This is a genomic window from uncultured Parasphingorhabdus sp., from assembly GCF_963975555.1.
Lineage (GTDB): Bacteria > Pseudomonadota > Alphaproteobacteria > Sphingomonadales > Sphingomonadaceae > Parasphingorhabdus.
The window spans coordinates 20,376-41,333 of record NZ_CAXBHH010000012.1 but is presented as its reverse complement, the minus strand read 5'-3'; the positions used below and the strand labels follow the sequence as shown (position 1 = coordinate 41,333).

Below are 20,958 nucleotides of genomic sequence, written 5' to 3'. Positions count from 1 at the left end.
TGATGGACGGCATGAATGTCGTCGGCGACCTGTTTGGTTCCGGCAAGATGTTCCTGCCGCAAGTGGTCAAATCTGCCCGCGTCATGAAGAAAGCCGTCGCCCATCTCTTCCCCTATATCGAGGCGGAAAAAGACGAAAAGGCCAAGGGCAAGGGCAAGATCATCATGGCCACGGTCAAGGGCGATGTGCATGATATCGGCAAGAATATCGTCGGCGTCGTGCTGCAATGCAACGGCTTCGAGGTCATTGATCTCGGCGTCATGGTGTCGTGGACCGACATTTTGAAAGCCGCCAAGGACAATGACGCGGACATCATCGGATTGTCCGGCCTGATCACACCGTCGCTGGATGAAATGGTGACCGTCGCCGAAGAAATGGAGCGGGCAAAAATGACAATGCCGTTGCTGATCGGCGGAGCGACGACCTCAAAAACCCATACCGCATTGCGTATTGAACCCGCCTATAGCGGCCCGACCATCTATGTGCTCGACGCCAGCCGCGCCGTCGGTGTGGCATCACAACTGGTCAGCGACACCCAGGCAGAACCCTTCATCGCCACGACCCGGGAAGATTATGAGCAGGTCCGCATCGCGCGAGCGGGCAAGACCGGAAAGAAACTGACAACTCTCGAAGAAGCCCGCGCCAATGCCGCTGTGGTCGACATGAGTCTCAAGGCTACGGCACCGGCGAAGCCGGGTCTGCATGTCTATGAAGACTGGGACCTCGCAGAATTGCGCGACTATATCGACTGGACGCCATTTTTCAGAGCATGGGAACTGGCCGGCAATTATCCCGCCATCCTGACCGACAAAATTGTCGGCGAAAGCGCGACCGACCTGTTCCGCGATGCACAGGTGATGCTCGACCAGATTATCGAGGAAAAATGGCTGACCGCTAAAGGCGTGGCCGGCATCTGGCGCGCCCGACGGGAAGGCGATGATATTCTCGTCTCGCCGGAAAATGCCGAGTATAATCTGCCGATGCTGCGGCAGCAGGTCGTCAAGCGTGGCGGCAAGCCGAATAATTGTCTCGCCGATTTCATCGATACCAGCGACGACTGGATCGGCGGCTTTGCGGTTACCGCCGGCCATGGCATTGACGAACATGTCCAGCGGTTCGAGATGGACAAGGATGATTATAACAGCATCCTGCTAAAGGCGCTTGCCGACCGGTTTGCCGAAGCCTTCGCTGAACGCATGCACGAACATGTCCGCAAGGATCTGTGGGGCTATGCAGCGGACGAAAATTTGAACAACAAGGACCTGATCCGGGAAAAATATCAGGGGATCCGCCCTGCCCCCGGCTATCCCGCCTGTCCGGACCATAGCCTGAAACCGATTTTGTTCGAGATGCTGGATGCGACGGCAAATACCGGTATCGAGCTGACCAGCGGCTTCGCAATGACGCCGACGGCTGCGGTTTCGGGATTTTATTTCGCCCACCCGCAAGCCGATTATTTCGGGGTCGCGCGGATCAGTGAAGATCAGGTGGAAGAATATGCCACAAGGCGCGGCGTGTCTGTCGAACAGGCTCAGCGATGGTTGCGGCCCAATCTGAACGAATAGTGCGTCCGGTTCACCGGCTCACCTATGTCGCTCAGCCTGAATTCATATGGGACAGCCTAAGTAACACTATTGTTTGCCGTCGCCGCAGGCGATAATGAGACTGCCTTATTCTTCCGATTCAGGATGGCCAAAATGAACCTCAAGACCCCTTTGATTGCCGCTGCTATATTCGCCACACTTGCCGGAACCGCCGTACAAGCGCAGCGCGTTGCTCCCTTCACGGTCGTGGAAACCGGCCAGACCTACCAAAAACTGGCGGACGCGGTTGCAGCCATTGGCGGCAATAATGCGACCATCGTCATCGCACCCGGCGCCTATGGTGATTGTGCGGTGCAGACAGCCGGCCGGATCACCTACAAGGCTTCCGTCCCGGGTCAAACCATCCTCGATGGCGGTGTTTGCGAAGGGAAAGCATCGCTTGTCCTGCGGGGCAAAGCAGCCACTATTGACGGAATCATATTTCAGAACCAGCGCGTTCCCGATGCCAACGGGGCCGGCATCCGGATTGAGCGGGGCGATCTCTACGTCTACAACGCCATGTTCCGCAACGCCGAGCAGGGCATATTGAGCGCCGATGATCCGAGCGCGGAGATCGTCATCGACCGTTCCACGTTCCAGCGGCTCGGACGCTGCGATCGCGGCCTGTCCTGCGCGCACAGCATCTATATCGGTGATTTCGGATCGCTGAAAGTGACCAACAGCCGGTTCGAGAAGGGCAATGGCGGACATTATGTCAAAAGCCGGGCACCCCGGGCGACGATCAACAACAATAGTTTTGACGACACACAGGGCCGGACCACCAATTACATGATCGACCTGCCAGCTGGCGCGACCGGCGTGATCAGCGGCAATGTCTTTGTTCAGGGCCAGAACAAAGAAAATTATAGCGCCTTCATCGCAGTGGCAGCCGAAGACAAAAAACATAGTTCAACGGGACTTAATATCCATTCGAACAACGCGTCCTTGGCCAAGGGTGTAAAACGGAACACCTGGTTCGTCGCCGACTGGAGCGGCGACGAATTGCGGATTGCGAACAACAGTCTCGGACAAGGCCTGACCCGCTACCAGCGGCGTTAGGGCCTCGTCACGATCCGGTTCATTCGCAGCTATTTGCAGGACCGCCGTCGATATCCAGACATTGACCGTCCGTTTGATCCGCAGTGATTTCCACGCCGATCAGCGCACCCAAAGTGGGTGCAATATCGACGGTCATTACTGACAGAGGCTGTTCAAAATGCTGGATGCCCGAGCGCCAGAACAGGATCGGGACACGACGGTCGTAATCCCAGGGACTGCCGTGCGTTGAAACATAGCCGCGCTGGGTTGTGGCAATCGGCGTAATTCCCTTTTTCAGCAGGACGATAAAATCGCCGGACCGGTCGGGGTTGAAAGATGCGCGCGCACGCTCGGCCAGAGTCCACTCGTCGGGCGATCCGCGCGGGACTTCGATCGACGCAATATCGTCACGGTCCAGCACCATTTCGACCTGTGCATGGGCAGCGATCAACGCGATGGCGCTATCCTTGACCTGTTCTCGCTGCTCTTCTGACAAATCCAGACTGACATAATAGTCGCCAAATGGTCCGTCCGCGTAGAGCACCGGCTTGTCACCCGGAATGTTCAGCCCCGCTGCGACCTTCTTGCCAATGACCTTTGCATTGAGATCGGGGTCGATACGCTGTGCCGTCGGCACGCCCTGCTGACTCATCCGTTCCGGCAGGTCCAGACCGCCATGATCGGCGGTCAGCATCACGACATAATCAATGTTTTGCCCGTCCAATATGTCGAAAAACTCTCCGAGTGACCGATCCAGTTCACCCATCTGGATGCACATTTCGAGGCCCTCGGTGCCAAAGGCGTGACCGATATAGTCGGTCGCGGACAGCCCGACAGATATCACGTCCGTCGCCTCGCCCTGCCCCAGTTTCATTTCATTGATCACCGTGGTTGCCGCCGCGATTATCGACCTGTCGAAGTCAGGCGAGCCGCGATATATGCTGGCGGCACCATCGGGACGCTGGAAAGCATAGTCTCCGACAGATTTGCCTTCCCCGTGCATGATCTTGGCGCTGTGCGCGGAACAGCGGGCCGGTATGTCAAAGGCCGGCCGGGCCTTGTCAATTTTTGCGCCGATAGTCTCGTTCAACCTGGCCACCGCAGGCATTATCTTGCGGCCCTGAAGGGTGGAAAATCCGTTGCCTTTCCACCAATATATCTCGTCAATATCGTGGCCGCCCATCATCAGGGCTGCCCGGTCTTTGCCCGCCACCGCGACATTGCGCGATTTTGGTGATATTTTCTTCAGCCGCTCGCCCAATGTCGGAACCAGAAGATGCCAGGCGGAAGCGACAAAATCACCCTGGGTTGCTGCCGTGATATCACCGAAGCTGGTGCCCGCGATCCGTTCGTCTTCGGCGCAATAAACGGTCTTGTCTTCGCGTTCGATCGACTGGTCGATCCAGTTATTGGCAATGATCCCGGCGCGCCCGGAATGGACACCGGTCATGATCGTAGAATGGCCCGGGCAGGTTTCGGTTGCCGCATGGGACTGATAGCCGGACGGGAATACTACGCCATTTGCCAGCCGTTTCAGGCCGCCGGTGAAACTGCTGCGATATTCGGCGAACAGATCGGCAGAGAACTGGTCAACCGAAATGGCAACGACCAATTTCGGATTGGCTCGTTCCGCGCTGTTATTATCTTCGGCATTTGCGGTTCCCGAAAATGTGATAAGCGCAGCCAAGGCTGTAACTATGTTCGATTTTTGCACGAATTGTCCCCACTGGATGAAAGCGACTATGGAAAGAGGTCTAGCAATAGACTAGATGCGGATAAACAGGAAATAGTGAGTTTTTATGACATTTGATTTTCGCATTTTCTCGATAATGCTGGCGTTCATGGCGCTGGTCATTGCTCCTGCGGCCGAAGCGCAGAACCGGCTGGGCAATAGCGAATTGAACGTACCGGCCACGCTCATGGCCGAAGCGCAACAGGTTAAAGCCGGGCAAAGTGTAACCCTGGCCTTTCTCATGGAACCCAAGCCGACATGGCACGGTTACTGGGAAAATCCCGGCGATGCCGGCATTGGCATGAGCTTTAACTGGACCCTGCCCGCAGGCGTGACCGCCGGAAAGCCGAGATTTCAGGTCCCCGATACGCTGCTGATCTCCGGCATCATGAACTATGTTTACAAGGGCGACTATGCGGTGCTGGTCGATCTTGTCCTGTCCGACAAGGTCGGTCCCGGCCCCTTGCCGATTTCGGTAAAATCGGAATGGCTTTCCTGCACCGACGAGATTTGCGTGCCCGAACAGGATGAACTGTCGATCACGCTGCAGGTCGTCGGCAAAGACGCTCCGGCGGTTGTGCTCGACAAACGATTCAACGGTTTCCGCGCCGCCCTGCCCCGGCCTTTGGGCAGCGAAGCGAGCTTTGCCGTCACCGACAGCCTGTTCCGCCTGTCGGTTCCGCTGCCGGCCAATGTCGAGATTGACAGTCCCTATTTCTTCATTCTTGAAGACGGCGTTGTCGACTATGCCGCACCACAGAAATTCACGCGCGACGGCGATCGCCTGATCCTCGAAACCGATGCGCGTGGGGACGGGTTTGACGCGATCAACGGCGTTCTGAAAATCGGCGGTCACACGGGTTTCCTGATCTCTGCAGTCAAAGGCGACGTCGCCATGACCGGCCTGCCGCTGGCCGGAGACGGCCCGAAGACCGAGAGCAATGCGTCATTGCTTTTTTTGGCACTGGGCGGCGCATTATTGGGCGGCTTGCTTCTCAACCTGATGCCCTGCGTCTTTCCGATACTCAGCCTGAAAGCGATCAGCTTGGCCAAGGCTGGCGGCAATGAAGCCGTCGTCCGACGTGATGCTCTGGCTTACACTGCCGGTGTCGTACTGGTCGCGACAGCGCTTGGTGCGGTGCTGCTCGGCCTGCGGGCCAGCGGCGCGGCCGTCGGCTGGGCCTTCCAGCTGCAAGACCCGCGGATCATCTTTGTCCTGCTGGCGCTGGTGACCGCCATCGGGCTTAATCTGGCAGGCCTATTCGAACTGCCCAATGTCAATTTCGGTAACAAGCTCGTTCAGAAAGACGGCGCTGCCGGTTCCTTCTGGACCGGTGCGCTCGCTGCCTTTGTCGCTACGCCCTGCACCGGCCCGTTCATGGCAGCTGCTCTTGGTGCGACAATCGTCCTGCCGCCGGTGGCTGCGCTGGTGATTTTTGCCGGTCTCGGCGTCGGCCTGGCTCTGCCTTTTCTGCTGATCGCCTTTGTACCGGCTATCCGCAGCCGCTTGCCCAAACCCGGGCCCTGGCTGGACAGTTTTCGCAAGATCATGGCCGTCCCGATGTTCCTCACCAGCATCGGGCTGATCTGGTTGCTCGGGCGCCAGATCGGCACCGATGCACTGGGTCTGTCGCTAATCTTCCTGCTCACGGTCAGCCTGATCCTGTGGTGGTTCGGCGGCGGACAGATGAAAGGGCTGTCGCGCGGCGCGCTGACCAGCGCGGCGATGGTCGCTGCGGTTCTGGGCGGTATCATCGCCCTCCCCGGGCAAGAGGCGATGAATAGCCAGAAGCTGGCGCACTCGTCTGCCGCGACACTGCCCAGCGAAGCGTTTAGCGAAAGCCGCCTGTCGGAACTGCGCGCATCCGGCCAGCCGGTTTTTGCCTATTTCACCGCGGACTGGTGCATCACCTGCAAGGCCAATGAGGCCGCCGCCATCCAGCGCACCGAAACCGCCGAAGCCTTTGAAGCCGCCAAAGTGGCCGTGCTGATGGGAGACTGGACACGACCCGATCCGGTCATCAGCCGCTTCCTGGAACAGCATGGCCGTGCCGGCGTGCCGTTATATCTTTATTATGCCCCCGGCGAGGAACCCGTCATCCTCCCGCAGATTCTGACGGTGACAACATTGGTGGATTTGGTCGAGAAATCGGTATAAACTCTACCCCTTGCTTCCACCCCCAATGAACGGAGACAATTCATGAGGAACCTTTCATCCATAGCCGTGGCGGCCATCGCCACCATCGCACTAGCCAGCCCTCTGGCGGCAGCGCAGAAAACAGGCGCTATCGCTCAGGATTTCAAGCTTACTGATGTAAATGGGAAAACCGTTCAGCTGTCACAGTTTCGCGGCAAGACCGTCGTGCTCGAATGGCATAATCCCGGCTGCCCTTTTGTGAGCAAACATTATAACAGCGGCAATATGCAGGCGACACAGAAGGCGGCACGGCAACAAGGTGCGGTCTGGCTAACGATCAACAGCGGTGCCAAGGGCAAGCAGGGCCATATGACCGGCACCGAAGCGAAAGCGCTTATTGCCAAGCAGAATATCCAGTCGAACAATTATCTGTTCGATACCAAAGGTCTGGTCGGCAAAGCCTATGGCGCCAAGACAACGCCCCATATGTATATTATCAATGACGCGGGAATATTGGTCTATCAGGGCGGGATCGACGACAAACCGACCGCCAATCCGGCAGATATCAAGGTTGCTCGCAATCATGTGCTCGCCGCTTTGGCCGAGATAAAATCCGGTGACAAGGTCAGCGTCGCCCATTCGCGCCCCTACGGCTGCTCGGTCAAATATGCGTCCTGAATTGTCGGGACCTGAACGCTGAAATGGTTGCAGGACCGGCACGCAAACTTTACGCGCGTGCCAGCCCTGCGCCCCGGGTCTACGGATTTTGGGACGGCAGGCGAACCCCCGCAAGCTGCCGTCAACAGGTCACCGGACCCAATGGATGAGCAATTGCTGCTCTTTATTCACACCGAGGATCGGAGACAGATTCAATACACAACCCGAATCTGCCTCCGCCTCTGTTCCGACAGCGTGCGACCCTATCTAAAGGCGCCGGCGGTCAAACTCGCCCGGTCCGCCCACCAGCTTTCACTGGTGGTGGAGGTAATTTTCTAGCGTCCTGATGCTAGCCCTGATCTATTCCGTTACGCAGGAATATTGTTTTTGGGCCAGTTCTTGTCACTGCGGTCTGTATAATGGCCTTCTAGACAACCTGCTATGAACAACAGTGTAAATACATGTATCTTAACGCAAGATACTGAATTGACGTTATTTTATTGTTAAGCGCTGAGGGTGGCTGGCGGCCATCAGCCAACCGGTTCCAAAGGGTCATTTCCAGCTTCGACAAAAATGTCTGACTTTCCAGATAGTTACCATTGTTACCGATTCGCATGCCTGTTTAGCGCTCGTGGAAGCCACCGACACGGCATAGATATTTCTCTACATCTTCCGCTGCGTCTTGCCATAGCCCATTTTCCGCGTCCCCGGTCGCCCCTCGGTCGACCGGCCTTTCGGCTGCGCGACCTGCAGATCGGCGGGCAGGCCCAGTTCTTCCGCCTCGAGCTTGCGGATTTCGTCGCGCAGGCGGCCTGCGGTCTCGAATTCCAGATCAGCCGCAGCATCGCGCATCTGTTTCTCCAGACTCTCGATATGCTTCCTGAGATTGTGGCCGACCAGATGCTTGCCATCGTCCTGGACTGCGCCGGTGACCATATCCTTGGCCGTGGCATGGGCGATGATGTCGCCGATATTCTTCTTGATCGAAAGCGGCGTGATCCCATGCTCGAGATTATATTCGAGCTGCTTCTCGCGGCGGCGATCGGTCTCGCTGATCGCGCGCTCCATCGAACCAGTCATCCGGTCGGCATAGAGTATGACCCGCCCGTCAACATTACGCGCGGCGCGGCCAATCGTCTGGATCAGCGACGTTTCGCTGCGCAGGAAGCCTTCCTTGTCGGCGTCCAGTATCGCTACCAGACCGCATTCCGGAATATCGAGCCCTTCGCGCAGCAGGTTGATACCGACCAGCACGTCATAGACCCCCAGCCGCAGGTCGCGGATCAGCTCGATCCGTTCCAGCGTCTCGACATCGCTGTGCATATAGCGGACCTTGATCCCCGCCTCGTGCATGAATTCGGTGAGATCCTCCGCCATTCGCTTGGTCAGCGTGGTAATCAGGGTGCGATAACCCTGCGCCGTCACCTTACGGCATTCGTTGATCACATCGTCGACCTGATCCTCGACCGGCTTGATCTCGACCGGCGGGTCAATCAGCCCGGTGGGGCGAATGACCTGTTCGGAAAACACACCGCCGGTCTGCTCCATCTCCCATTTGCCCGGCGTCGCCGACACGCTCACCGTTTGCGGTCGCATCGCGTCCCATTCGTTGAAACGAAGCGGCCGGTTGTCGATACAACTCGGCAGACGAAACCCATATTCCGCCAGGTTGATCTTGCGACGGTGATCGCCCTTGGACATCGCACCGATTTGCGGCACCGTCTGGTGACTTTCATCGACAAACAGCAGCGCGTTGTCCGGCAGATATTCGAACAGCGTCGGTGGCGGTTCACCCGGCAGCCGTCCGGTCAGAAAGCGCGAGTAATTTTCGATGCCGGCGCAGCTGCCGGTGGCCGCGATCATCTCGAGATCGAAATTGGTTCTTTGTTCCAGCCGCTGATGCTCTATCAACTTGCCTTCCGCTTCCAGTTCCTTGAGCCGGACGGCAAGCTCGAATTTGATCGCTTCCATCGCCTGTTTCATCGTCGGCCCCGGCGTGACGTGGTGCGAATTGGCATAGACCCTTACCTGGTTCAGGGTCGCGCCCTTCTTCCCGGTCAGCGGATCAAATTCGACAATCTCTTCAATCTCGTCGCCGAAAAAGCTGATCCGCCAGGCCATGTCCTCGTAATGCGACGGGAATATCTCGAGATTATCGCCTCGAACCCGGAAATTGCCGCGGGCGAAGGCCATGTCATTGCGTTTATATTGCAGCGACACCAGCTTGCGGATGATATCCCGCTGGTCGACCGATTGGTCTTTCTTGAGATCAAAGATCATCGCCGAATAGGTCTCGACCGAACCGATACCGTATAGACAGGACACGGACGCCACGATGATCACATCATCACGCTCGAGCAAAGAGCGGGTCGCACTGTGGCGCATCCGGTCGATTGCTTCGTTTACCGAGCTTTCCTTTTCGATATAGGTATCCGACCGCGCAACATAGGCTTCCGGCTGGTAATAATCATAATAAGACACGAAATATTCGACGGCGTTGTCCGGAAAGAAATTCTTGAACTCGCCATAAAGCTGCGCCGCCAAAATCTTGTTTGGCGCCAGGATCAGGGCGGGCCTTTGCAGTTCTTCAATCATCTTGGCCATCGTGAAGGTCTTGCCCGATCCGGTCACCCCGAGCAGCACCTGATCGCGCTCCTCGTCGCGCATCCCGGCGACCAGCTCCTTGATCGCAGCCGGCTGATCGCCAGCAGGCTCAAAATCGCTGACCAGCTTGAATGGTCTTCCACCTTCCGATTTTTCGGGACGATTGGGCTTGTGCGGCACGAAATCTTCGCCGGTCTCGGGCTCCGCCAGGCTTCTTCTGATTACCAGTTCTGTCATAACTCTAATATGGAACAAAAAGGGTCCAATGTCATCCCCGTTATGGAGTTTTCGGCTCAGGGTGATCAACGCAAATTTACTTCTGCGGTTCATCCGTTTATGCAAGGAACCGGGGGCGTAAACATTGAGGGAATATTCTTGTGAAAAAATTACTTGTTTCAGTGGCTGTACTCAGCCTGATAGGTGGCTGTTCCGACAAGGGCGCTGACCAGGACGGTGACGGCAATATCACCGCTGACGAAGTCGCCAAGGAAATGAACAAAGTCACGCTCGAGCCCGGCGAATGGGAAAACAATGTCGAAATCGTCGACGTCGAAATCGAAGGACTGCCGGATGGCATGCCGGCTGGCGCTCTGGACAGCATGAAGGGCAAGGTAACGACCTCGAAATCCTGCATCACCGAGGAAGAAGCCAAAAACCCCGGCGCACAATTTTTTGCCGCGCAGGAAGAAACCAATTGCGAAGTCAAGAAATTCAACATGAGCGGCGGCGCGGTATCTTCCGAAATGGCCTGTAACAATATGGGCGGTGGTCCCGGCAACATGACCATGAGCATGGATGGCCAATATGGACCAAGCAGCTACGAGATGACGATGAATATGGTTGGCGGCGCAGCGGGTATGAAAATGAACATTTCTGCCAAGAGCAATGGCAAGCGGATCGGTGACTGCCCAGCCGGCTAGTCCCGCCATTATCGAAAATGATCAAGATCAAGGCAGGAGCGTTTCGCTTCTGCCTTTTTTTTGGGTGATTGCATCTGCGCCTCTGACTGATAGATTTTATTTCGAGACCGAATCAGTCGCCCCGATTGATCGTCAGGAGAAATGATATGATTGGCTATGTAACGCTCGGCAGCAATGATCTCGACAAGGCGCGCGCTTATTATGACGCGCTGCTCGGCGAACTGGGCGCGAAACGCCTGATGCAAGTCGAGGAGAACGGCTTCACGCTTTATGGTGTCGATATGACCACGCCATCGATTGCGCTTACCAGCCCTTTCAACGGACAGGCGGCGCACCCGGGCAACGGCAATATGATCGCATTGCAGATGCAGGAACGTGCGCAGGTCGACAGCTTCTACAATAAAGCCCTCGAGCTTGGCGGTAGCGATGAAGGCGCGCCCGGCGTTCGCGGCGATGAAGGCCCGAGTGCATTTTACGGCGCCTATTTCCGCGACCCGGAAGGCAACAAGCTTTGCGCATTTCGTATGGGCCCGGCATAGAGTAGAAAAATAGAGGGAGAAAAATATGAAACATCTTTTGGCCTTGGCGGCGACAACCGCCCTGATCTGGACCGCCCCTGTGTCGGCGCAGAACAGTTCGACATCACCCGATCTGGCAGCGGCGATCGCAGCGGATTATGACAAAGATCTGAAAGCGCTGTTTCTCGATTTCCATCAAAACCCCGAACTTTCCTATAAGGAAACCCGCACCGCCGCGATTATCGCGAAGCAATGGCGCGCTGCGGGCTTCACCGTTACCGAAAAAGTCGGCGGCACCGGTGTCGTTGCAGTGATGAAAAATGGAGCGGGGCCGACTTTGATGCTGCGCGCGGATATGGACGGCCTGCCGCTCGTCGAAGACAGCGGGCTGGACTATATGTCGACTGCGAAACAGGTCAGCATCGACGGCGACGAAAAACCGGTCATGCATGCGTGCGGCCATGATGTGCATATCACTTCGCTGATCGGCACAGCGCGGCAAATGTCGGCGATGAAGGGCCAATGGTCCGGTACTTTGGTGCTGATCGCACAGCCGGCCGAGGAACGGATTGGCGGGGCCAAGCTGATGATGGACGACGGACTCTATACCCGTTTCCCCAAGCCCGACCTCGCCATGGCCTTTCACGTTTCCGCTGACACGCCGACCGGCAAGCTATCAATCGACGAAGGCATTGGAAGCAGCTCGTCCGACAGCATTGATATCATTGTCCACGGAGTTGGCGCGCATGGCGCATCTCCGCATCGCGGCAAGGATCCTATCGTGATGGGCGCGGAAATCATCATGGCGCTGCAGACGATTGTCAGCCGGGAAATCGCACCGCTCAAGCCAGCCGTGGTAACCGTTGGTTCCTTTCACAGCGGCTTCAAGCATAATATCATTTCCGACAAGGCGGTGATGCAATTGACCGTCCGCTCGGATGACGAGGAAACGCGGGCAAAATTGCTCGAAGGGATCAAGCGTATCGCGACCAATGTCGGCCGGATGAACGGCCTTCCGGACGACAAATTGCCTGAAGTTCTGGTGTCGCATGAATCGACTCCGGCCAATTATAATGATGCGGCGATGACCCGGCGGGTGAAGGGCGTTTTCGCCGCCCGCTTTGGCGAGCAGGTGTTCGACAACAAGCCGCGCGAAGGCATGGGCGCCGAGGATTTTGCCTATTTTGTCGCGCCCAATACCGATGTGCCGGGCGTATATTTCTCGGTCGGCGGGACACCGCAGGCCGATTTTGATCGCGAGAAAGCCGGCGGCGCACCGGTGCCTTCGCACCACTCTCCGTTCTTCAAGATTGCTCCGCGCGAATCCGTCACGCTGGGAACCGAAGCGATGACAGCAGCAGCGCTGGATTATCTGACGCCGCAGAAATAACCGTCGTGGCGGACGAACTATCAACGGCGCAGGTCAAAGCGCTGCATGCCAGCCTGATCGAGCGCCAAGCGGAGTTGAAGGCGCTTGATCTGGAAGCGGCAAGCTGGCGCAATACGGTAGAGCTGGACCAGCAGAGTGTTGGCCGGCTCTCCCGTATGGACGCCATGCAGCAACAGGAAATGGCTCAGGCCGAAGCCCGGCGCCGGACGAGTGATATCGCCTGGATTGAAATGGCTCTAAAACGCATCGAGCAAGGTGAATTTGGCTGGTGCGCGGAATGCGGAGAACCGATTGCCTTTCGCCGGCTGGAGATTGATCCGGCGGCAGCCCTTTGCATCGATTGCGCGCGCTGATCCCGGCCGGTCCCAGCGGGCTCCAGTGGATGTTGGAAACCGTTACACTTATTCCCGAATAGCTATGGCCAAAACCCTAGCGTCAGGGCCAAGGTGGATTGCACCGGTTCGGTCGAGTCATATTTGCGCCCAGTGCATGGTCGCAATGCTTTTCACCCTTTCCCCTTTGCATACATCACCCTAATGTATGCCGATGGAAATCCCCCCCGATATCAAGCCGTTTGATGGCCGGTTCGTTGATGGAAAGCATTATTTCGCCTGCCGCATCTATTTCGAGGACACTGATTTTTCCGGTATCGTCTATCACGCCAATTATCTGCGCTACATGGAACGGGCCCGCTCGGACATGCTCCGCCTGCTCGATATGGACCAGGGCGCGGCCTATGACAGCGGTGAAGGGGTTTATGCGGTGGTTGATCTGACGATGAAATATCTGTTGCCGGCCAAGCTGAACGATGATCTTGTCGTGATCAGCACGGTCGAAACGCTGCGCGCCGCCAGCGTGATTATCGACCAGAATATTTTCCGCGGAACAGACCAGATTACGTCAGCATCTGTTCACGCAGCCTTCCTTACCCCCGCCGGACGTCCGAGGCGGCAACCGAAATCGTGGACAAAGGCATTTGCTGGCGTCATGGATCAAGCGAATATGAAATGAAGGATATCAAAACTTGCTAGACCAACTTTCCCTGGGAGCGACAACCGGTAATTTTTCGCCATTCCTGCTGTTCATGGAAGCCGATATTGTCGTCAAAACGGTGATGCTCGGCTTGCTTCTGGCCAGTATATGGACATGGACGATCATCGTCAGTTTTGGCATGAACATCACGAAAATCGCCAGAAAATCGGACAAGTTCGAGCAGGCATTTGGCTCAACCGACAATATTGACAGATTTTTTGATGCGCATGGCCAGTCCAGCCTGCCCAGCGCGAAAGTCCTGGCAGCCGGGGTCAAGGAATGGCGTCGTTCGACCGCCAAGGGACCGGTCGACCGCGAGGGCACCCGTCAACGGCTGGCATCCGCCATGAACTCGGCCATTGCCCAGGAAGTGGATCGCATCGCCGACCGACTTAACTTCCTCGCAACGGTTGGCAGCGTCGCGCCTTTCGTCGGCCTATTTGGTACCGTCTGGGGTATCATGCGCAGCTTCTCGGCAATTGCCGCAGAACAGAATAGCTCGCTTGCCGTGGTCGCGCCCGGTATCGCCGAAGCCCTGTTCGCGACGGCCATTGGTCTGTTTGCCGCTATCCCTGCCGTGATCGCCTATAACCGCTTTTCCCACCGGCTGAATAAGCTAGAGGCCCGGATGGGTCGCTTTGCCGATAGTTTCCATGCAACGCTCAGTCGCGAACTGGAAGTTGGGAACTAAGCATGGGCATGAATATGGGATCCGGAATAGGCAGGCGTGGCGGTGGCCGCGGACGTGCTCCGATGGCCGAGATAAACGTCACGCCCTTTGTCGACGTGATGCTGGTGCTGCTGATCATTTTCATGGTGACGGCGCCGTTGCTGGTCGCTGGCGTGCCCGTCGACCTGCCGGAAAGCCGCGCCAATGCGCTGGAACAGGAGCAGGAGCCGGTACAGATTTCGATCGATAATGAAGGTCGTATCTTTATCGAGGATGAGGAACTCAGCCGTGGCGCTCTCGAAACACGATTGCGGGATATCGCCGCCGACCAGAATCCCGACGATCCGCGGCAGATCATGCTGCGCGGTGACAAGACGCTGGATTATGGACTGATCATGGGCGTGATGGGCGAACTGAACCGGGCTGGACTGAACCGGGTTTCGCTGGTCACTACAGGTTCATCAGAGACTCAATAATGGTCATCGGCTGATATGGAAAAAGCTGAAAAAATTGGCTTGGGAATAGCAGCTGCAGGTCATGTGGCGCTTTTTGGCGTGCTGTCGCTCAGCGTTCTCAGCACGACCAATGACGCCTTCCGGAACAAACCGATCGAGGTGATGATCGCCGATGAGGTCGGCCTTGTAAGCGCCGCTCCCGATCCCGCAAAAGTCACGCCGGCGACCAGCGTTGCGCCAGAACTTGGCACGCCTGACGAGAGCAGTTTTGTCACGCCGGAGCCGTTGCCCGAACCACCGCAAGCCGAAGCCAGGCCCAAACCATCACCAGCCCCCGCACCGACATCCCGCGAGCCACGCAGGCGACCCGACAAACCGTCGAGCAGTACCGCCAAGCCCGAACCCAAACCGGCGGCTAAACCTGCCGCGAAGCCCGCTGCAAAGCCTTCACCCAAGCCTGCGGACAAACCGCGCGGTTCTCGATTGGGTGATGATTTCCTGAAAGGCGTGACCGATGCGTCTTCGGTCAGCCGCAACCAGAATATCGCGGCGGAAAAGGCTTCGTCAGCAGCCGTCGCCTCGCTGGAACGCGAACTATACCGGCTGATCAAACAGAAATGGCGTCCACCCTCCGGCGCGGATGCCGAACTTTTGCGCACCAAGGTTACCGCACGGCTTGATAGCAATGGCCGGATCATCGGCACACCGACTGCGACAACCACCGGCATCACAGCAAGCAACCGGTCACAGGTCGACATCCATCAGGAACGCGCAATTGCCGCGGTGCAGCTTGCTGCCCCTTTCACGACATTCCCGGAAAAATTTTATGACGAATGGAAGGTTATCGAACCTGTCCTGTATCTTGGCGTCTAGGAGACCAGACATGCAATCGCCCGCCCCCTATATCCGAACCTTCATCCTTGGTGTCATTGCCAGCGTTGGGCTGACCGCAACCGCGCACGCGCAGTTGACGGTCGATGTCGACAATAGCGGATCGGAGGAACTGGTCATCGCGGTCCCCGGACTGCCGACACCGCAAAATGTCGACACGCCCGCCGGCAATACCGCCGAACTGGGCGCGAAGATCAGCGACGTTATCGTCACCGATCTGCGGTCCAGCGGGCTGTTCAAGCCGGTTGGCCGCAATCAGGTTCGCGGGATCAGCTTTTCTGAAGTGACCGCTCCGCAATTTCCTTACTGGAGCGGCACCAACGCTTCGGCGCTGATTCAGGGCTTCATCAAAACCAATCCCGACGGCAAGCTGACGGTCGGCTGCTATCTTTATGATGTCGCGCTGGAAACCGAACTCACCCGTCAGGGTTTTGTCGTCGAGCCACGCGACTGGCGCAGGGCCGCGCATAAATGCGCCGACGCCATCTACTCCCGGCTGAGCGGTGAATCGCCCTTTTTCGACAGTCGTATCGCCTATATCGCCGAGACCGGTCCCAAGGGTAACCGGGTCAAGCGGCTGGCGATCATGGACAGCGACGGCGCCAATCACCGGTTCATCACCAACGGCCAGGCCACTGCTCTGACACCGCGCTTCTCTCCTGACTACAAAAGCATCGTCTATCTCAGCTTTCTCGACGGCAACCCGCGCATCTATATTTACGATATCGGAACCGGCCGTCAGCGGCTGATCACCCAGAGCACCAACCCGACATTCGCCCCGCGCTGGTCACCGGATGGCAAATGGATCCTCTATTCCATGGCGATTGCCGGCAATACCGACATCTATAAAGTGTCGTCCGCAGGTGGAGCCAATCCGCAACGCCTCACCTTTTCCCCCGGCATCGATATCGGCGGCAGCTTCTCTCCCGACGGCAGCCGGATTGTCTTTGAAAGCGACCGCTCCGGTAGCCAGCAGCTTTATGTAATGGACTCCAATGGTGGCAATGAGCGACGGATCAGCTTTGGCGGTGGTCGCTTTGCCACGCCGGAATGGAGCCCGCGCGGCGACCTGATCGCCTTCACCAAAATGGCCGGTAATTTCCGTATTGGCGTGATGACGCCAAGCGGTGGCGGCGAGCGATTGCTCACCAACAGCTGGCAGGACGAAGCGCCGACATGGGCGCCCAATGGTCGCGTCATCCAGTTTTTCCGGACGACAAGGGGAAATGGCGCCACCGGAATCTGGCAGGTTGACCTGACCGGCCGCAACGAACGACAGCTGCCGACCCCGGTCAATGGCTCTGATCCGGCATGGGGTCCATTGCTGCCATAAATTAGAAACGCGACAAGTCTTTGGAAAGAGGCTATATATAGCCGAAGGGCTAACTCAAATAGGAGCAATATGATGATAAAATATGCGACCCCCCTCCTGATTACCGCCAGCCTCGTACTGGCTGGTTGTTCAAAAAAGCCACCGGAAGAACTGCCGCCAGCACCCATTGGTACGGCGCCGACGCCAACGCCGACCGGACCTTCTGGCCCGGGCTATGGCCCTGGTTCACAGGGTGATTTCCTGGCCAATACAATGTCCGACAAGATATTGTTCGACACCGATCGCTTCAATGTCGATTCCCAGGATCAGCTTATTTTGCAAAGCCAGGCGCAATGGCTGGCACAGAATCCCAATGCGCGGATTACCATCGAAGGCCATGCCGATGAACGCGGTACCCGCGACTATAACCTGGCGCTCGGCGAACGTCGTGCCAATGCCGCGAAAAACTACCTCGCCTCGCTGGGTGTCAGCCCGGCGCGGATGACCACGGTCAGCTATGGCAAGGAACGTCCCGACGCGCTCGGTTCCAACGAAAGCGCCTGGGCACAGAACCGCCGCGCGGTCAGCGTCGTCGTCCGCTAGATCGATCTGGACTGACAAATAAAAAGGGCCGCTACCTCTGCAGGTAGCGGCCCTTTTTTTATCCAGAAAAATTCGATTATTTCTTGGTGCCGGTCATCGCCATTTCACCAAAAGCGCCCGCTTTAACCGAACCGACGAGCTCGCCGTCGGTGATCACTGCATCGCCTTCAAGTTTCATTGGCATGGGAACGGTCATGTTCATTTCCCAGGTAATGTGATTACCGTCGACCTTGCCATTTTCGACATCCATCGCACCCATTGCACCGGCATTGTTGCCGGTAAATGTGTCACCGTCGGTTACGATGGTGAATTCCGAAGTCTGGTCTCCCATCGGGGATTTCGTCACACAAGTATAAGTTCCATCAATAGACATTCCATTCTCCTTTTAATGTCAAAGCCGTGATCCGGTCCGGGCTAGCGATTACTCGTCACCCTCTGCCGAATCGTTCGAACCACTCTCACTATTAACAGCAGTGTCACTAGCTTCATAGCCGCGATATTCGATTGGCATATCAAGGGCATCCAGCTGGGTTTTGATCTTGGACACGTCACCGACGATGACCCATGTGAATTTGTCGGGGTCGATCGCATCCGCCATCGCCTTGTTCACTTCGGCTGCGGTCAGAGCCTTGTAGCGGTCAGCCACGGTTTCCGCATAGTTGGACGGCCTGCCCAGCATTACGTCACCCTGCATCTGGCTCAAGATACTCGGCGTCCGTTCGAACTGGCCGGGCAGCTCGCGGACATTACCATTGATCATCCGTTCCAGCTCCACCGGTGTAACGCCGTTTTCCCCGAGGAAATCCCGGACTTGCGCGTCTATTGCGGCAACCGCAGGACCGGTCTGGTTGGTCTGGACCGGAGCACGCATGGTGTAGAGCACCCGGTCTTCACCGCGCAGCACGGTGTTGCGGGTTCCGTAGCTCCAGCCCTTGGTTTCGCGCAGGTCCATGTTGATCCGCGAGAGGAAACTGCCCCCCAATATTTCATTGGCGGCGTTGAGCGTCAGCAGGTCATCCGAGCCTTTATAGGACAATACCTGTCCGGCCAATATCATCGACTGCGGAGAATTGGGGCGGTGAATGACAATGATCCTGCCCTGTCCTTCCGGAATGGCCGCGTCGAAATTCTTAGCGGGGGCGGCTTTCCCGGTGCCTTTCCACTTGCCGAAACGCATTTCCAGCTTGCTGACCAGTTCCTGCTTGTCGATCTTTCCGGCAGCAAAAATAGTCGCCTTTGCCGGATGCATCCATTTATGATGAAAACCGGCCAGATCATCGCGGGTGATCGCCGATACTGATTCCCTGGTGCCGTTACCCGACAGGCCGCGGCCATAAGGATGTTCCGAACCGAAGACCAATGGCGGAAGGATATTGCTGGCAATGCTCGCCGGATCGCTTTCCTCGCGGTCGATTGCGGTCAGCAATTGTACCCGGATGCGTTCGATATCATCGGCTTTGAACGCCGGGTTTTTGACAATGTCCGCCATCAGGTCGAGCGAAGCATCGAGATTGGGATTGACCGCGCTCAGATCGACATCGGTTCGATCACGGCCGCCACTAATGCTGATATTGGCACCCAGCCGTTCCTGCTGCTCGGCGATTTCGACCGATGTCAGGCTGGTCGTGCCTTCTTCCAATATCCCGGTAACGAAATTCTGCAGCCCGAGCTTGTCGGAGGAATCCGCGCTGGTACCGGCGTTGAAAGACAGGGTCACCCGGGTCATCGGCACCGTATCACGATGGGCGAAATAGACCTTGATGCCGTTGGACAGGGTTGCGGTTTCGACATCCGGAAAATCGACGTTCGGAATTTCGCCTACGGGTGGCAGGTGAGACCGGTCGGGCGTGGTGACAGTCCCCTTTGCCGCTTCGCCGTCCTGCATATAAAAAGCCGGAGCGGTCAAAACGCCGGTCCGCGCGCCGATGCCGGCGCCCACTTCCTGATATTCGTCCCGCTCTCCCGGGACGACCGTGATGCCTAGCACCGGACGGGTCAGCCATTTCTGCATCGCAGCCTTGACGGCTTCCGGCGTGGTCGATGCCAGCCGGGCGAGTTCCTTTTTGTAATATTCCGGATCATCGGAATAGAGTTTGCCCTGTGCCAGAGCGACCGCTTTGCCGCTGAAGCCGCCGACCTGCTCGAGACCGGCGATCCGTGCCGCCGCATCGCGGGTCGCTACCCGCTGCACTTCATCTGCTGTCGGACCATTGACGATGAAATCGGCGATAATCTGATCGAGCCGTTTGGCGACGACATCGGCATCTTCACCTGGTTTTACGTCAGCCGTGATCTCGACCAGACTGCCATGTACGAACGGAAGCACATAAGCGGAAACGCTCACCGCATTTTTCTCTTCCCGCACCATGATATTGTCGAGCCGCGAACTGGCGAGGCCGCCAAGCACGGTCATGCCGACATCGAGCGGCGTATAATCGGGATCGTTCAGACCCGGCACCACCCAGTTGCGATAGATGCGCGTGGTCGCGACCTTGTCCTTCATCACCTCGTAGATGGGTGCATCAAGCGTCGGCAATTCAGGATTGAGCTGCGGGATCGGCTTGCCACGCGGAATCGCGCCGAACCATTTGTTGACCTTCGCTTTGGCGGTCGCGGCATCGATATCGCCGGCCAGAACGAGGATCGAATTATTCGGCCCGTAATGATCGGTGAACCAAAGCTTCATATCGTCGAGCGAAGCCGCTTCGAGATCTTCCAGCGAACCGATTGTGTCATGTCCGTAGGGATGATCGGCGGGAAACAGCAATTCGGTCTGGCGATAGCCGACGAGTCCATAGGGACGATTGTCGCCCTGGCGCTTTTCATTCGAGACGACGCTGATCTGGTTGTCGAGTTTCTCCTGCGTCACCGCGCCGAGCAAATGGCCCATCCGGTCGCTTTCGAGAAACAGGGCAACATCCAGCGCGGAGGTCGGGACGGTCTGGAAATAATTGGTCCGGTCGAGCCACGTCGTGCCGTTGAGATCGGTCGCACCAATCTGCCGCAGCGGTTCAAAAAAATCGCCCGGCGCATTTTCGGAGCCATTGAACATGATATGTTCGAACAGATGGGCATAGCCGGTCTTGCCCTTCGGTTCGTTGGCAGAGCCAACGCCATACCAGATCGAGACCGCCACTATCGGTGCCTTGCGGTCGGTGTGCACCAGCACCTTCAGCCCGTTGTCTAGCGTGAATTCTTCATAAGGGATATCGACCGCGTTGACCAACTCGCTGACCGGCGCCGGCTTCGCCGATTCATGATGTTTGGCCAGAGCCGGAGCGGCAACCGTCAACGCCGTGGTGGATAAAGCCAGAAACAGGGAACGGGACAAACGGGACATCAAAACTTTCCTCTCAATCAAAACGTGAGTGACATGGCTTCGAACATGCCGGTAAACAGGGACTTGCAGGGCATTG

Annotated in this window: 18 protein-coding genes; 14 read left to right on the top strand and 4 right to left on the bottom strand. The window is 57.2% G+C overall.

Going from position 1 to position 20,958, the window contains the following annotated elements; translation table 11 throughout:
* Together AAC060_RS16075 and AAC060_RS16070 are read left to right on the top strand one after the other, a co-directional pair.
* Nucleotides 1–1,565 (top strand): vitamin B12 dependent-methionine synthase activation domain-containing protein (locus AAC060_RS16075; protein ID WP_339828169.1); only part of this gene is annotated, 1,565 nt, incomplete at its 5' end.
* 132 nt (nucleotides 1,566–1,697) lie between these two features.
* On the top strand, nucleotides 1,698–2,642 hold the full coding sequence (locus AAC060_RS16070) for a right-handed parallel beta-helix repeat-containing protein (RefSeq protein ID WP_339828167.1): 945 nt from the start codon (nucleotides 1,698–1,700) through the stop codon (nucleotides 2,640–2,642).
* 19 nt (nucleotides 2,643–2,661) lie between these two features.
* On the opposite strand, the gene AAC060_RS16065 is transcribed toward AAC060_RS16070, so the two are convergent.
* On the bottom strand, nucleotides 2,662–4,335 hold the full coding sequence (locus AAC060_RS16065) for an alkaline phosphatase family protein (protein WP_339828165.1): 1,674 nt from the start codon (nucleotides 4,333–4,335) through the stop codon (nucleotides 2,662–2,664).
* 85 nt (nucleotides 4,336–4,420) lie between these two features.
* On the opposite strand from AAC060_RS16065, the gene AAC060_RS16060 reads away from it, so the two are divergent.
* Both AAC060_RS16060 and AAC060_RS16055 read left to right on the top strand, forming a co-directional pair.
* Nucleotides 4,421–6,511, top strand: a complete 2,091-nt coding sequence (locus AAC060_RS16060) for a protein-disulfide reductase DsbD domain-containing protein (protein WP_339828163.1) — start codon at nucleotides 4,421–4,423, stop codon at nucleotides 6,509–6,511.
* Nucleotides 6,512–6,553: 42 nt separating this feature from the next.
* Complete coding sequence (locus AAC060_RS16055; RefSeq protein ID WP_339828161.1) at nucleotides 6,554–7,168, top strand: redoxin domain-containing protein; 615 nt, start codon at nucleotides 6,554–6,556, stop codon at nucleotides 7,166–7,168.
* Between the two features lie 642 nt (nucleotides 7,169–7,810).
* Here AAC060_RS16055 and uvrB read toward each other — a convergent pair.
* Nucleotides 7,811–9,988: an excinuclease ABC subunit UvrB gene (gene uvrB / locus AAC060_RS16050; RefSeq protein WP_339828159.1), complete on the bottom strand. Its 2,178-nt coding sequence runs from the start codon at nucleotides 9,986–9,988 to the stop codon at nucleotides 7,811–7,813.
* 140 nt (nucleotides 9,989–10,128) lie between these two features.
* Between uvrB and AAC060_RS16045 the strand changes: the two genes are divergently transcribed.
* From AAC060_RS16045 to pal, 10 genes are all read left to right on the top strand, one after another.
* Nucleotides 10,129–10,671 carry a DUF3617 domain-containing protein gene (locus AAC060_RS16045; RefSeq protein WP_339828157.1) on the top strand — a complete coding sequence of 181 codons (543 nt, stop codon included), beginning with the start codon at nucleotides 10,129–10,131 and terminating at the stop codon, nucleotides 10,669–10,671.
* Nucleotides 10,672–10,817: 146 nt separating this feature from the next.
* The gene (locus AAC060_RS16040) at nucleotides 10,818–11,210 is read left to right on the top strand and encodes a VOC family protein (RefSeq protein ID WP_339828155.1); all 393 of its coding nucleotides are present in this window, start codon (nucleotides 10,818–10,820) and stop codon (nucleotides 11,208–11,210) included.
* A 25-nt stretch (nucleotides 11,211–11,235) separates the two neighbouring features.
* Nucleotides 11,236–12,579, top strand: a complete 1,344-nt coding sequence (locus AAC060_RS16035) for an amidohydrolase (protein WP_339828153.1) — start codon at nucleotides 11,236–11,238, stop codon at nucleotides 12,577–12,579.
* 5 nt (nucleotides 12,580–12,584) lie between these two features.
* Complete coding sequence (locus tag AAC060_RS16030) at nucleotides 12,585–12,932, top strand: TraR/DksA C4-type zinc finger protein (protein WP_339828151.1); 348 nt, start codon at nucleotides 12,585–12,587, stop codon at nucleotides 12,930–12,932.
* A gap of 193 nt (nucleotides 12,933–13,125) precedes the next feature.
* Entirely contained in the window at nucleotides 13,126–13,590 is a 465-nt protein-coding gene (locus AAC060_RS16025; RefSeq protein WP_339828150.1) for a YbgC/FadM family acyl-CoA thioesterase, read from the top strand.
* A 73-nt stretch (nucleotides 13,591–13,663) separates the two neighbouring features.
* On the top strand, nucleotides 13,664–14,302 hold the full coding sequence (gene tolQ / locus AAC060_RS16020; protein ID WP_339828180.1) for a protein TolQ: 639 nt from the start codon (nucleotides 13,664–13,666) through the stop codon (nucleotides 14,300–14,302).
* A 2-nt stretch (nucleotides 14,303–14,304) separates the two neighbouring features.
* Nucleotides 14,305–14,757 (top strand): protein TolR, encoded by a 453-nt coding sequence (tolR, locus tag AAC060_RS16015; RefSeq protein ID WP_339828148.1) that lies wholly within the window; start codon nucleotides 14,305–14,307, stop codon nucleotides 14,755–14,757.
* A 15-nt stretch (nucleotides 14,758–14,772) separates the two neighbouring features.
* Entirely contained in the window at nucleotides 14,773–15,609 is an 837-nt protein-coding gene (locus AAC060_RS16010; protein WP_339828145.1) for a cell envelope biogenesis protein TolA, read from the top strand.
* A 10-nt stretch (nucleotides 15,610–15,619) separates the two neighbouring features.
* Nucleotides 15,620–16,960 (top strand): Tol-Pal system beta propeller repeat protein TolB, encoded by a 1,341-nt coding sequence (gene tolB / locus AAC060_RS16005; RefSeq protein ID WP_339828143.1) that lies wholly within the window; start codon nucleotides 15,620–15,622, stop codon nucleotides 16,958–16,960.
* A gap of 75 nt (nucleotides 16,961–17,035) precedes the next feature.
* Nucleotides 17,036–17,542 carry a peptidoglycan-associated lipoprotein Pal gene (gene pal, locus AAC060_RS16000; RefSeq protein WP_339828178.1) on the top strand — a complete coding sequence of 169 codons (507 nt, stop codon included), beginning with the start codon at nucleotides 17,036–17,038 and terminating at the stop codon, nucleotides 17,540–17,542.
* A 76-nt stretch (nucleotides 17,543–17,618) separates the two neighbouring features.
* On the opposite strand, the gene AAC060_RS15995 is transcribed toward pal, so the two are convergent.
* Entirely contained in the window at nucleotides 17,619–17,915 is a 297-nt protein-coding gene (locus AAC060_RS15995; protein WP_339828141.1) for a hypothetical protein, read from the bottom strand.
* Nucleotides 17,916–17,963: 48 nt separating this feature from the next.
* A complete protein-coding gene (locus tag AAC060_RS15990; protein WP_339828138.1) occupies nucleotides 17,964–20,882 on the bottom strand; it encodes a pitrilysin family protein in 2,919 nt (972 codons plus the stop codon).
* Nucleotides 20,883–20,958 lie beyond the last annotated feature (76 nt).